The organism is Kushneria marisflavi, from assembly GCF_002157205.1.
Classification (GTDB): domain Bacteria; phylum Pseudomonadota; class Gammaproteobacteria; order Pseudomonadales; family Halomonadaceae; genus Kushneria; species Kushneria marisflavi.
In genome coordinates, this window is the sequence record NZ_CP021358.1 from 1,826,663 (window position 1) to 1,839,581 (window position 12,919).

Sequence of the window (12,919 nt, forward strand, 5' to 3'; positions counted from 1 at the left end):
TCTTGTTGTTGGTCATCATACTGTCGAAGCCTTTATTCGCTACAGATCGAGCGACATCCACTGGACCTTCAGGTGTTCAGGTCGATCAGCACGCTCTTGTGATGCAGATTGGCCTCAAAGGCCGCCCGGCCCAGATCGCGGCCGATGCCGGAGCGCTTGTAGCCGCCGGTCGGCAGGATATAGTCATTGCTGCGTCCATAGCGGTTGACCCATACGGTGCCGGCACTGAGCCGGCGTACCGCACGTAGTGCTCGACCGATGTCGGCCGTGTGTACCCCGGCGGCCAGTCCATATACCTCGTGCTCGGCCAGGATGAGCGCCTCCTCCTCGCTGTCGAACGCCTGCACGCTCAGCACCGGGCCGAAGATCTCTTCTTTCACTGCCGGATTATCACTGTTATCCACCCTGAGGATCGTGGGGCGATAGAAGCAGCCCCCCAGTACCGTTTCAAAGCGCGAACCGCCTTCGATCAGCTCGGCACCGGCATCAAGCGCACGCGCCACAACCGACTCGATGCGCCCGGCCTGAGTCTCGGAGATGATGGGCGAAAAGCGTGAGCCCGCCTGCCAGGTCAGCCCCGGCGCCAGCGTCTCGAAATGGTTGCTCAAGCGTTCGATCATGGGCTCGAGCAGCGAGCGCTCGATCAGAAGGCGCGAGCCCGCCACGCAGACCTGACCGGCATTGCCGGTGATCGCACCGGCAAGCGTTGCTGCAGTGCGTTCGATATCGGGAATGTCGCCAAACACCACCTGTGGGCTCTTGCCACCCAGCTCCAGCGTTACCGGCTTGGGGCCGGTCTCGGCGCAGGCCGCCATGATATGGCGTCCGGTCACGGTGGAGCCGGTAAAGGTGACCTTGGCCACATCCGGATGACGACACAGGGCATCACCGGTGGTGGCACCATCGCCCTGAATCACGTTGAACACGCCCGGCGGCATGCCGGCCTCGATGGCAAGCTCGGCCAGTCGCACCGCCGTAAAGGGCGTCATCTCGGAGGGTTTGAGCACCACGGTATTGCCGGCCGCCAGCGCAGGCGCCACCTTCCAGCAGGTCATGCTGAGTGGAAAGTTCCAGGGCGCGATGGCCCCTACCACACCGAGTGGTTCGGCAATCTGCATGCCCAGACTGTCGTGAGCGGTCGCGGCCACCTCGCCGCCGTGCTTGTCGGCAAACTCGGCAAAAAACCGGATGCCTTCAGCGGTATAGGGCACATCCCAGGCACGCGCCTGGTCGATTGGCCGGGTCGACCCCAGCGCCTCGAGCGCGGCCAGATAGTCGATGTCGGCCTCGATCAGATCCGCCCAGCGACGCAGGATGCGCGCACGCTCGCGCGGGGCACGGCGCGCCCAGTCTGCGTGAAGGAAGGCCTGTCGCGCACTGGTCACGGCCTCATCGACCCGGGCGGCATCCGCCAGCGGCAGTTCGGCATAGGCCTGCCCATCGGCCGGGCGCTTGACGGCCAACCCCGCATGGCCTCGCACCTGACGGCCGTGCAGAAAATGAGCGCAGGGAATCGTGATACGGGCAGGATCAAAGCTTGGCATGGCGGGCTCTCTCGAGTGATGAAGGGGCGTTTTCAAAACACCGGGGCGTCTCCCTTCATGCTACGGCCAATCCCCCGGCACGGGGTGCCGAGTGTGACTGCACTCGACGCAGTTGCTGCGCCCAGGGCCTATCGATTCGGTCATATCTGCCGAATTACATGACGGCCGCCATCCGGGCGTGGCACGCACCCGGGGCGCATGCGACAGTAAGCGCCACGCTATTCGATACTCTCATGGGAGCCTGCTGTCATGTCTTCATCCTCATCACAATGCCCGGCCGATACCTCACGGGAACTCTGCTGGCACCCTCTGCATGATAATGATCTGGCCCAGGCGCATGGGCTGTCGCAGCGACTGGGCTGGCCACATCGTATGGAGGACTGGGCCACCATGCTCAAGGTGGGTCACGGCGTCGCCATCGACTCCCCGGACGGAACGCTGATCGGCACCGGCTTTTGCCTGCCGCAAAATCGTACCGCCACGCTTGGGCTGGTGATCATCGATGACGCCTGGCAGGGCAAGGGGCTGGGACGCGTCATGATGACCCGCCTGATGGCATTGGCCGAGGATCGTACCCAATTGCTGGTCGCCACCGTGGCCGGCGCCCCGCTGTATCAAAAGCTGGGGTTCACCCCGTTCAGCACCGTCCATCAGTATCAGGGGGTGGTGACAAACGCTCCGGAGACGCCGGAAACGGTTGAGGGTCTGCGTGCGATGACCGAGCAGGATATTGAGGCCGTCATGGCGCTGTCGCCCGACAACGCCGTCCATGCCGAGGCCGTGCGTCAGGCCACGCAGGGCGTCGTGATCGAACGCGACGGCCAGCTGGTGGGTCTGGCTCTGCGCCGCCCTTACGGACGCGGCGAGCACATCGGCCCGGTCATGGCCGAATCACCGGAGCAGGCCCGAGCACTGATGGCTACGCTGCTGTCCCATGCCCAGGACGCCTTCGTACGACTGGATCTGGTCGATCCGCAGGAGGACAGCCTGTTGACCGAATCGGGGCTTGCCTGTGTGGATCGCGTCGTGCGCATGCGTCGCGGCCCGGCGGTGGATGACAGCGTCCTGCCCCGCTTTGGTCTGATCAATCAGGCGATGGGGTAATCAAGGGGGGCCGGAGAGCGACTCTCCGGCCCGGATAACGCTCAGCCAGCCCATGAATCCAGCACCTGTGCCTCATGCTGACGTGGCGACAGGGTTGGATAACGTATCAAAAGCTCATCGAACAACTCGTGAATGATCGCGGCCCCCTCTTCAACCTCGCCAATGGCATAGCGCGCCTCCAGCGCATCAAAGATCTGATGCTTGATGAAAAAGCGCCATGCTACCGGCAACCCCGCCAGAATCTCCGTCAGTGCCGCATAACGCTCGCGCGTCCAGCGGGCCTCGAATGTCTCCCTGTAGGCCCCATAGGCGAAGGGCGCATCCGGTTCCGGCATTGAGGAAGTCTGCTCGCGCAGTGTCTGCCTTAGCGTGTGTGTCTCCTCCACCGCCACCCGGTTTTCAGTGATCACGACGCCATAGTCGCTGCGCGCCCGTCCGGGTGAAACATGACCGCACAGGACATCCTTGAGCACCCGCTCCGGCTCGCGCGCCAGCGGATCGCCATAGCCACCGGCACCGCAGCCTTCCAGCCGAATGACGTCGCCAGGACGACAATGCACGATATCGCTGTTGCCAAGCGCCTCGGCCTCGGGGGTGTCCGGATTGCGCGTGAATTTCGCCGTGGCACCGGCCTGCCCGCCCTGAAGGCCCCAGGAAGCGAAATTCGTACGATCGCGATTGCGCGCGGTCACCATGGTGCCAGGCGAGAAGACCTGAAACTCCATGCAAAGCCCCAGCCCGCCGCGATGGCGGCCGGGACCGCCGGTATCCGGTACCAGGCAGTAGCGTCGCATCAAAATGGGCACTTCGGCCTCGTTGATCTCTACCGGCGTATTGCGCAAAAAGGCCACGTTGGCGCCGGACCCGTCGCTACCGTCGCCCATGGGCATGCCACCGGCGCCCCCCCCAACAGGGCCCAGAGAGGCCATCAGCATGCGTCCTTCGCTGTCCATGGTCTTGACGCTCATGATCGCAAGGCCTGCCGCCGCACAGGCCGGCAGCCGATCAGGAATGGCACGCGAAAAGGCGCCGAAGGTCAGCACGTGAGTCAGCTTGCAGGTCAGGCTGCGCATGCCCACGGCCGCCGGCGCCACGGCATTGACCACGCTGCCTTCGGGCAGCACGCAGCGCACCGGTCGATCGAGCCCGGCATTGAGCAAAATGTCATCTCGCAGGGTGTAGAGCACGTAGTGATATCCCACCAGTGCCAGCGCGTGGCGCACCATGCCGCCGGTGGGCATGTTGAGCGATGAGGCCAGCTGCGGGTCACTGCCGGTATAGTCAAGAACGGCCTCTTCACCACGAATCTGCAGATTGAGCGCCAGCCGCATCGGCTTGCCCGCCACGCTGTCCTCGTCGGCATATTCGGCGAAGAAATAGTCGCCGTCAGGAATGGTGGCGATCACCTGTCGCGCCTGCTGCTCGGCATGATCCAGCAGGGTCTCCATGCCGACTCCGAAGTCGTCCGGACCAAAGCGTTCGATGATTTCCAGTACGCGCTTTTCGCCATTGTGCAGCATCGCAATCTGCGCCATGAGATCGCCGCGGTTCTGTGCCGGCGCTCGCACGTTGGCCGCCATGATATCGATCAGCGATTCATCAAGGACGCCTTCCCGTACGATTTTGACCGGCGGAAAGCGGATACCCTCCTGCTCGATCTCGGTCAGAGTACGCGACAGCGATGCCGGAACAGCGCCACCCATGTCGGTATTGTGAATGTGTCCGCCAACAAAGCAGATCAGTACGCCCTGGTAAAACACCGGCTTCCACATCACGATGTCGGGCGTATGCGTGGCCACATGGCCGCTGTAGGCATCGTTGGTCATGGCGATATCGCCGGGACGATAGTCCTCGATCATCGAGAGCACCGGCCCGTAGTCGAGACCGATATACCAGGTGGCGCCCAGCGTACGGGGCGAGGCAAAGGCCAGCCCTTCAGGCGTGATCAGCGCACAGGAAAAGTCCTCGGTTTCCTTGATGAAGGTCGAGTGCGCCGTCCGCACCAGGGTGTAGGCCATGCTTTCGGCCGCCGCCACACAGTAGTTGGCAAATATCTGCACCACAGCGTTATTAAAGGCCATTGCGGTTCTCCCCATTGGTGGCGGCGATATTGATCAGATGCAGGTTTCCCCGGTCGTCCACGCGAACCGAAAATCCGGGTAAAACACTGGTGGTCGTGTCGTCCTGCGCCACGATGGCAGGGCCATCGAAGCGGTGGCCGGCGCGCAGATCGGCGCGGCGATACAGCGCCACACGCCGATGGGACCCATCCATCCAGGCATGAACATGATCGCAGGGGCGGGCCGCTTCCCGGGCAGTGTCGATGGCTTTCAACACGGGCTGTGGCGTGGGTACGGTTGCAATCAGACGCAGCGACACCACCTGGATGTCGGCGTGCTCGTCGCGATAGTGATAAAGACGCTCGTGCTCTCGATGGAAGGCCCCGCGCAGCGCCGCCAGATGCCCCTGCCGAACATCCGAGGCCGCCAGCGACGTTTCGATCTCGAAGGACTGCCCCTTGTAGCGCATCTCGGCCGAGAGCGTCAGCCGGGGTTCGGCGGTGTCACCGGCCTCCTCCCGAATCCAGTCGCGTGCCTCACGCTCCAGTGCGGCCCGATCCTGTTCCAGCCGGTCCAGCGTCGCCGGCGTCAGGTCATACCAGGTGATGCGTACGAAGTCGTTGCGGGTGTCCGCGATCAGACCGCCCAGCGCACTGAGCACGCCGGGGGTCGTGGGCACCACGATGGTTGGCATGTGAAGGGTGCGTGCCAGATAGCAGGCCAGCATCGGCCCGGCCCCGCCAAAGGGCATCAGAGAGAATTGACGTGGGTCTATGCCAAAGCGCGAGACCAGGCGACTGATGCCGGCATACATGCCCGAGATGGCGACATTGACGATGGCCTCGGCCGTAGCCTCTACCGCCTGCCCCAACGATTCAGCCAGCGGCGCGATCGCCCGACGGGCGGCCTCGACGTCGGGCCTGACGGTGTCATATCCCAGTGGCGACTGCCCCAGGATGCCCATGACGGCAAAGGCGTCGGTAATGGTGGGATCGCTCCCGCCACGCCCGTAGCATACCGGTCCGGGGGTCGAGCCGGCGCTTTCGGGCCCTACCTTGAGCACACCCAGCGAATCGACGCTGGCAATCGAACCGCCGCCGTCACCGATCGAAGTCACCGATACCGATGGAATATGGATCTGGTAATCGCCGATATATTCACCGGTCGCGTAGCGCGGTTCCCCATCCACGATCAGGGCAACATCTGCCGTGGTGCCGCCAATGTCCAGACTCATGACATTGTCGATACCGCACAGTCCCGCCATCCAGGCAGCCCCAATGACCCCGGAGGCCGTACCGGACAGGATCATCTGCACACAGTCGGTCTTGCCGCGCTCGGCGCTCATGATGCCGCCGTTGGATTTGGTCACCTGCAGGGGCGCCGTCACCCCGGTCTCGATCAGGGCCTTTTGAAGCGCCCCCAGATAGTGGGACACCCGAGGCTGCACATAGCCGCCTATCACGGCCGTCATCGTGCGCTCATATTCACGAATGGTCGGCCAGACGTCGCTGGCACAGGAGACAAAAAATCCCGGCATCGCCGCCTCGATCCGTTCGCGAACACGATGCTCATGAGCCGAATTGCGGTAGGCGTGCAAAAGCGAAATCACCACGCCCTCACAGCCGGTCCGCTCAAGCCCTCGAATGGCCGCAGTAATGCTGTCTTCATCGAGGGGAGCGATTTCCTCGCCCTGAGCGTTGATACGTCCGTCAATGCCAAAGGTACAGTGTCGATCAATCAGGGGTGCCGGACGCACCGACATCAGGTGATACATGTCCGGGGTCTTGAGACGGGCGAGATTGAGCACGTCCTCAAAGTGGCGATTGGTGATCAGCCCCAGGCGAATGCCGCGTCGCTGAACCACCGCATTGACGCCAACGGTGGTGCCGTGGGTGAAATGCACCACCTCGGCCGGATCGATCCCGTAGCGCTGCGACAGCATCTGCATCCCGCTGATGACCTCACTGCCGGGGCTGTCGGGTCGGGAAAAGACCTTGAGACTTTCAAGCGTACCGGTCTCGTCGTCGAGCACGGCGAAATCCGTGAACGATCCACCGATATCCACTCCAATACGAAGGCCCATGGGCGGCATACTCCTGCTTTCGTGTGCTTGTTGTTGTGGCGAACATTTTGTCGTGGCGAACATTGCTTTCAGGCGTCATGAGGCCCGCGAGCCGGGGTCGACGGCAGCGCATTGTGCCTGCGGCGCTCACGCTGGCGATCACGCCGATCGCGCCACTGGTAGTAGCTGCCCAGCACCGGCATGAACCACGGTCGGCCGTGATAGAGCGGATGACCGGGCAAGGGGGTGCCAAAGGCACTACGCTCGAGCGGCTCATCCTCGATGAGATGACGCGCCAGCCGATGGCCCAGCCAGCTCATCGTAGTGATCCCGCTGCCGTTGCAGCCCAGCGCGTAGTAGCACTCGGATGCCGTCTGACCGATATGTGGCAGGGCATCAAGCGTGACGGCCACACGTCCGCCCCAGCTGTGGCTGACCGGAACATCACGCAACCGGGGAAAGCGCGCCACCATCTGCTGATGTAGCACGCGGGCACTCTGGCGCCGATCAAGGGGATAAAAGCGTGCTCGCCCGCCAAACAGGAAGCGCTGGCCGTCCGGAGAGTAGCGATAGTAGGTGGTGACACGGCCGCTATCGGCCACGCTGCGCCCCCGGGGGATCAGGTCGCGCTGCAGCGATTCGGGCAGGACCCGGGTCGCAATCTGGTGAGAGACCACCGGCACGATGCCACGGCGCAGCGCGGGTGACAGCGCTCCGGTATAGCCGTTGGTCGCGATAATGATGCGTGCCGCGTTCAGGCAACCGCGCGCGGTGGTCACTTGATAATGCGCGCCCTCCCGCGTGATGTCGGTGACCGGCGCCTGGCTGCACACTCGGACACCGGCCGCCAGTGCGGCCGCCAGCAGCCCGGCATAATATTTTGCCGGATGCAGCTGCCCGGCCCCTCGAATCAGCGCGCCGCCCACGTAAGCGTCGGTGGCCAGCTCTTCTCTGAGCGCCTCGCGCGACAGGATGACAACATCGGAATCCGTGAAGGCATTGAGCAGTTCGACACGGCCCTGCCACTTTCTCAAATGCTCCATGGTCCAGGCTGGTGCCAGGCGTCCCGCACGACGGTAATCACATTTGATGCCTTCCCTGTTGATCAGGGTTTCAAGAAATCGATAGCTGGCGGCGGCTTCCTTCAGGCGCGACTCAAGGCGTACCGGGTCGTGGGTTGATCCGGCCTTCATGCGCTTGCCGATATTGACGCCTCCCGTCACCTGACCACCGCTTAGCGTGCTGGCACCGCATCCGGGCAGCCCCGCCTCAAGGACGGTGACCATTTCTCCGCTGCGTGCCAGTTCAAGCGCACAGCACAATCCGGCGTAGCCTGCCCCGACAATGGCCGTATGTGTTTCACGTGAAACATCCATTGGGTCATGGTCATGGGGTTGCCATGCCTCCCACCAATAGGGCGTCTCGCGAAAGTCATCGGCCAGAAAGGAGTGCCTTGATGCCATCTTCTGCTCCCGAATACCGCATCTGAACAGCAAATGAAGAAGACGCCCCGGACCATGCCACAATGTGGAACGCCATGCCATATATAAACGCTACACCGGTCTTTCACAACTGGCAACTGCTTTTGCGTCTCAAGGCGGGGATGGGACGAACGAACGACAAGCCGATACACTGTGCTCCTGTTTCGGGACGTGAGCCGCCAATGAAGAGCCTTTTGAAAAGCCTGGAAATACTGGAAGCGGTCGCCGAGCACCAGCCGGTCAGCGTGGGCGAACTGGCCAAACGGCTGGCGCTGCCCAAATCGACCGTACAGCGCGTGCTGTTGACCTTTCATGAGGCGGGCTGGCTGCGCCAGCGCCGGGGGGACATGACCCGCTGGGAGATCGGCTCGCGCGTTCTGGGCGTCCGCCCACCCGAGCTCAACGGTGGGAGGCTCTACGCGGCCGCTCGCGAACCCATGCGAGCACTTCGCGACGCCACCAACGAGACCGTCCATCTGTCGATTCCCGACGGCATTAATAACGTGGTTCTGATCGACCGCGCAGACTGCGATCAGAATGTGCGCACCTTCAGCCCGCTGGGGGATGCCGCGCCCTTTCACGCCACTGCCAACGGCATGGCCATCATGGCATGGCTCGAGCCGTCGGAAATCGAGGCCATCATTGCCCGCGGCCTGCCCGGCTTCACCGAGCACACCATTACCCGGGCCGACAGGCTGCGCGAGGAGCTCAGGGCCGTGCGTGAGCGAGGCTATTCGCTGAACCTGTCGCACTACCGACCGGCCATCTGTGCCATCGGCGCCGCCATTCTGGATGCCGAAAGGCGTCCGGTAGGCAGCGTTTGTATCTCCATGCCGCAATCGCGCTACCAGCCCGAGAAGCTGGCGCAGTGGGGCCGGCAGGTGGCCGAGGCGGCTCACCGGATCAGCATGCAGCAACCCTTTGATCCCATCTGAGGCGACCGGCAGGGAAGCCCCCGGCCCTCGACGGCGGTTTCAACCACGACGAATCGTTTGAATCTGTTGCTTGAATCTATCGATATAAAAAAGCGCCCGCTCGATGTCTCGAGCGGGCGCTTTGGGAAGGCACCATCAGCCGGATTACTTCATCGGCGGTGGCCCGAGCTCTTTCATCAGCTCCGAGAGCTTCACATAGGCGCGGTTACGCCAGGCAATCAGATCCGGAATGCGCTCGGCCGGTACGTCGGTGAACCCGCCGCCGCTCTTGGTCCCCAGCTTGCCCTGATCGATCAGCGAACTCAGTACCTCGGGCGTGGCGAAGCGCTCGGGGAAGTCGGTCTGCAACGACTGATAGCAGAAGTTGTAGACATCGAGCCCGGCCATGTCGGCAATCGCAAACGGACCGAAAAACGGCAGACGGAAGCCGAACGTCGTGCGTACCAGCGTATCGATGTCCTCGGGGCTGGCCACGCCCTCTTCCAGCAGCTGGGTGGCCTCGTGAAACAGGGCGTACTGCAGGCGGTTGAGCACAAAGCCGGTCACGTCCTTGACCGTGGCCGTTTCCTTGCCGGTTTCGTGCACAATCGCGCAGGCACGCTCGACGACCTCCGGGTCGGTGCCTTCATGCGGGATGATCTCGACACCCGGCACGAACGGTGACGGATTGGAGAAGTGTACCCCCAGAAAACGCTCCGGGTGGGTGACCGCTTCGGACAGTTTGGCGATCGAGATGGTCGAGGTATTGGTGGCGATGATCGCATCCGGACGCGCTGCTGCGCTGACGCGCTTGAAGATATCGTGCTTGATATCGATCTTCTCGGGCACGGCCTCTTCGATGAAATCGGCATCGCGCACCGCATCCTCGATCGACTCGGCGACCTTCACCTGACGTTCGATGCGCTCGACGGCGTCACTCGGAAACAGGCCGTCGGCGACGAATTTACGGGTTTCCTCGATCAGACGCTCGCGGTTGGCCTGGGTCACCTCGAGCGAGACATCGCTGATCAGAACCTCGGCACCGGCCAGCGCCATGACCTGAGCGATACCGCCGCCCATATATCCCGAGCCGACAATGGCAATCTTGCGTGTCATGAACCTTTACTCCCTATAGACATGGTGTCTCATACCGCGGTCATGGCTCTCAGCCCTGACGAACCCGGCTTTTGCCAAGGGCATAGTCCGACGTGCGGGGCAGAATCTTCTCGCGCAGATACTGCTGATTGGTGCTGGACACGCTCAGGCCATCGCCGCCGTAGTGCTCGGTGCAGATCATGCCCTGATAGCCGTTGGCGATCGCAATCTCGATCGACTTGCGATAGTTGATCAGTCCGAGCTCCAGCGAGGTGGGCATGGCCACATAGTGATCACGCGACACATCCTCATCGCGCATGTAGTTCTTCACATGCCAGTAGTTGGCGTAAGGCAGGGTCTTTTCCATGATCTCGAGCCAGGACTCGATCGGGCGATGCAGGCGCACCAGGTTGCCCACGTCCGGGTTGATACCAACGTTGTCCAGGCCGATGTCCTTGACCAGCGCCACGGTGGAGTCGGCCGTGCCGATATAGGTGTCCTCATACATCTCAAGCGATACCAGAAGGCCAAGCTCCTCGGCGTGCCGGCCCAGCTCCTGAAGACGCTTGACCGTCAGGTTCCACATGTCCCGATCGCCTTCCGGTGACTTGTAGCCCTCGACCGTCCAGAACCACAGCTGTCGTTGCTGCTCGGGCGTCAGCGCCTGGTGCAGGCCTACCGAGACCACGCGAGCGCCCATGGCGGCCGCGGCTTCCAGCGTGCGGTGGGTATAGGCCAGATTTTCCTCGCCATGCTCGGCGTCAATGACGCTGCGGCGCACGGCCGAAATGGCCGGCAGACCCACACCGGCCTCTTTGGCAGTTCGCACCAGCTCATCAAGACGCTGGGTCGACAAATCGCCTGGCTTGATCCAGTTATCGAAGAGATCGACATTGGTAAAGCCTGCCCCACGAATCTCATCAAAGACACCGCGCCAGTGAGAGGCATCGGCCTCGTTGACGCTGCGCCCCTGAGCATCGACGCCCGGAAAGGGCAGCGTGGCGGCCGTAATCGGCCAGTTGTCAGCGGTATAAGGCATGAAAACATCTCCTTTTAAGGGGCTTGCAAGGGGTGTGTATCAGGACCCGGCGGTCTTTTTGGCGCGGGCCCGTGGATAAAGCATGACGTCCTAGGTGATCAGGGCGAACAACACCCAGACCAGCGCAAAGGCCATCAGGGAAATGCCGGTCGACATCACCGTCCAGGTCCGCAACATGGTGCGGGTCTCGACCTGCAGAAACCGACCAACCAGCCAGAAGCCCGAGTCGTTGACGTGAGAGTAGCCAATGGCACCGGCCACGATCGCCGTGGTGATACAGGCCACCGGCATGCCGGCCAGCTCCGGCTGGGCCAGTACAGCAGGCGCCATAATGCCGGCGGCGGTGGTACCGGCCACGGTGGCCGATCCCTGAGCGACGCGAATGACCGAGGCGATGAGATAACCGGCCAGAATCAACGGCATGCCGATCGCATCCAGACTGGCCGCCAGCGCATTACCGATCCCGCTGGCGGTCAGCACCCCACCGAACATGCCGCCGGCGCCGGTGATCAGAATGATGGTGCACACCGGTGCCAGCGCACGCTCGATGATGTCGTTGATGGCATCCATCGGTGACGTGAGCCCGCGGCGAAAGATCAAAAGCCACATGGCCACACAGGTACTGATCAGAAGCGCAATCGGGGTTTCGCCAATGACAATGAAGCTGTCCAGCAGCGCATTGCCCTCCGGCAGGGTGCCGGCCGAGATCAGCGTCGAGATGCCGGTGTTCATGAAGATCAGTACCAGCGGCAGCAGCAGCACCAGCAGCACGGTGCCAAAGGCGGGCGGTGGCGCACCGTCGTCTTCCTCACCGCCCATGACGTCGGGCACTGACTGAAACGGCGTTCGGTTGGACAGCCAAAGGGCGAGCCGATACCCCATGACATACCAGGTGGGCAGGCCGACCAGCAGACCGACAAACAGCACCAGACCAATGTCGGCATGCAGAAAGACCGCAGCGGCCACCGGCCCCGGATGGGGCGGCATCAGGGCATGCATGACCAGCGCCGAACCGGCCACCGGCAGACCGTAGAGCAGAAGCGACCCCTTGAGCTCACGAGCGACGGCAAAGATGATCGGCAGCATCACCACATAGGCGGCATCGAGAAAGATCGGGAAGCAGAACAGCAGTGCCGCGATCGAAAGTCCGAGCGGTGCCCGTTCGCGCCCGCACAGGCGGATCAGGGTATCGGAGAGCACTCTTGCCCCACCGGACACGGCCACGATTCGTCCGAGTACGGCACCAAAGCCAATCAGAAGGGCCACATTGCCCAGGGTCTTGCCAAAGCCGCCGGTCAGGGTCGAGATCAGATCACTGACGCCGATGCCGGTGGCCAGCGCCGTACCAATGCTGACCATGACCAGCGCAAAAAAGGGATGGAGACGCACACGAATGATCAGCAGCAGCAAAATGGCGATGGCCACCGCCGAAATCATGAGCAAAAGGGGTGTGGATAACGCAGCTTCGGTGGCACTGGGCATAACCGACTCCGGATCAGGCCATGACGTTCAAGCGCCTTGATACGCCATTGGTCGCAAAATGCCTTACATGGCTGTAAGTCCAATACCGCAGACGATATCTTTTCCGGGCAATACCCTACCAATGCCGGTCATGCCGCA

General features: G+C 62.6%; 9 protein-coding genes. 2 read left to right on the forward strand and 7 right to left on the reverse strand.

What is annotated here, in order from left to right:
- Positions 1-68: 68 nt before the first annotated feature.
- Complete coding sequence (locus tag B9H00_RS08350) at positions 69-1,544, reverse strand: aldehyde dehydrogenase family protein (RefSeq protein ID WP_086900270.1); 1,476 nt, start codon at positions 1,542-1,544, stop codon at positions 69-71.
- A 249-nt stretch (positions 1,545-1,793) separates the two neighbouring features.
- Here B9H00_RS08350 and B9H00_RS08355 point away from each other — a divergent pair, with 249 nt between their 5' ends.
- Entirely contained in the window at positions 1,794-2,648 is an 855-nt protein-coding gene (locus B9H00_RS08355; protein ID WP_086900271.1) for a GNAT family N-acetyltransferase, read from the forward strand.
- Between the two features lie 41 nt (positions 2,649-2,689).
- Here the strand turns inward: B9H00_RS08355 and B9H00_RS08360 are convergent, their stop codons facing one another.
- The 3 genes from B9H00_RS08360 to B9H00_RS08370 all read right to left on the reverse strand — a co-directional run bounded on the left by B9H00_RS08360 (position 2,690) and on the right by B9H00_RS08370 (position 8,233).
- Positions 2,690-4,729 (reverse strand): hydantoinase B/oxoprolinase family protein, encoded by a 2,040-nt coding sequence (locus B9H00_RS08360; protein ID WP_086900272.1) that lies wholly within the window; start codon positions 4,727-4,729, stop codon positions 2,690-2,692.
- A complete protein-coding gene (locus B9H00_RS08365) occupies positions 4,719-6,791 on the reverse strand; it encodes a hydantoinase/oxoprolinase family protein (RefSeq protein WP_086900273.1) in 2,073 nt (690 codons plus the stop codon). Before B9H00_RS08365 ends, B9H00_RS08360 begins: the two co-directional genes overlap by 11 nt.
- Positions 6,792-6,859: 68 nt before the next feature.
- The gene (locus B9H00_RS08370; protein ID WP_086900274.1) at positions 6,860-8,233 is read right to left on the reverse strand and encodes an NAD(P)/FAD-dependent oxidoreductase; all 1,374 of its coding nucleotides are present in this window, start codon (positions 8,231-8,233) and stop codon (positions 6,860-6,862) included.
- Positions 8,234-8,307: 74 nt separating this feature from the next.
- On the opposite strand from B9H00_RS08370, the gene B9H00_RS08375 reads away from it, so the two are divergent.
- Positions 8,308-9,186, forward strand: a complete 879-nt coding sequence (locus B9H00_RS08375; protein WP_211329599.1) for an IclR family transcriptional regulator — start codon at positions 8,308-8,310, stop codon at positions 9,184-9,186.
- 144 nt (positions 9,187-9,330) lie between these two features.
- Here the strand turns inward: B9H00_RS08375 and B9H00_RS08380 are convergent, their stop codons facing one another.
- The 3 genes from B9H00_RS08380 to B9H00_RS08390 form a co-directional block, all read right to left on the reverse strand.
- A complete protein-coding gene (locus B9H00_RS08380) occupies positions 9,331-10,281 on the reverse strand; it encodes a 3-hydroxyacyl-CoA dehydrogenase family protein (RefSeq protein WP_086900276.1) in 951 nt (316 codons plus the stop codon).
- 49 nt (positions 10,282-10,330) lie between these two features.
- Complete coding sequence (locus tag B9H00_RS08385) at positions 10,331-11,299, reverse strand: sugar phosphate isomerase/epimerase family protein (protein WP_086900277.1); 969 nt, start codon at positions 11,297-11,299, stop codon at positions 10,331-10,333.
- A gap of 90 nt (positions 11,300-11,389) precedes the next feature.
- Entirely contained in the window at positions 11,390-12,781 is a 1,392-nt protein-coding gene (locus B9H00_RS08390; RefSeq protein ID WP_086900278.1) for a GntP family permease, read from the reverse strand.
- Between the last annotated feature and the right edge of the window lie 138 nt (positions 12,782-12,919).

What these genes read in the sequence shown, in the direction of transcription:
- B9H00_RS08350 (WP_086900270.1), bottom strand. Translation starts at nt 1,544, where the DNA reads ATGCCAAGCTTTGATCCTGCCCGTATCACGATTCCCTGCGCTCATTTT.
- B9H00_RS08355 (WP_086900271.1), top strand. Translation starts at nt 1,794, where the DNA reads ATGTCTTCATCCTCATCACAATGCCCGGCCGATACCTCACGGGAACTC.
- B9H00_RS08360 (WP_086900272.1), bottom strand. Translation starts at nt 4,729, where the DNA reads ATGGCCTTTAATAACGCTGTGGTGCAGATATTTGCCAACTACTGTGTG.
- B9H00_RS08365 (WP_086900273.1), bottom strand. Translation starts at nt 6,791, where the DNA reads ATGGGCCTTCGTATTGGAGTGGATATCGGTGGATCGTTCACGGATTTC.
- B9H00_RS08370 (WP_086900274.1), bottom strand. Translation starts at nt 8,233, where the DNA reads ATGGCATCAAGGCACTCCTTTCTGGCCGATGACTTTCGCGAGACGCCC.
- B9H00_RS08375 (WP_211329599.1), top strand. Translation starts at nt 8,308, where the DNA reads ATGCCATATATAAACGCTACACCGGTCTTTCACAACTGGCAACTGCTT.
- B9H00_RS08380 (WP_086900276.1), bottom strand. Translation starts at nt 10,281, where the DNA reads ATGACACGCAAGATTGCCATTGTCGGCTCGGGATATATGGGCGGCGGT.
- B9H00_RS08385 (WP_086900277.1), bottom strand. Translation starts at nt 11,299, where the DNA reads ATGCCTTATACCGCTGACAACTGGCCGATTACGGCCGCCACGCTGCCC.
- B9H00_RS08390 (WP_086900278.1), bottom strand. Translation starts at nt 12,781, where the DNA reads ATGCCCAGTGCCACCGAAGCTGCGTTATCCACACCCCTTTTGCTCATG.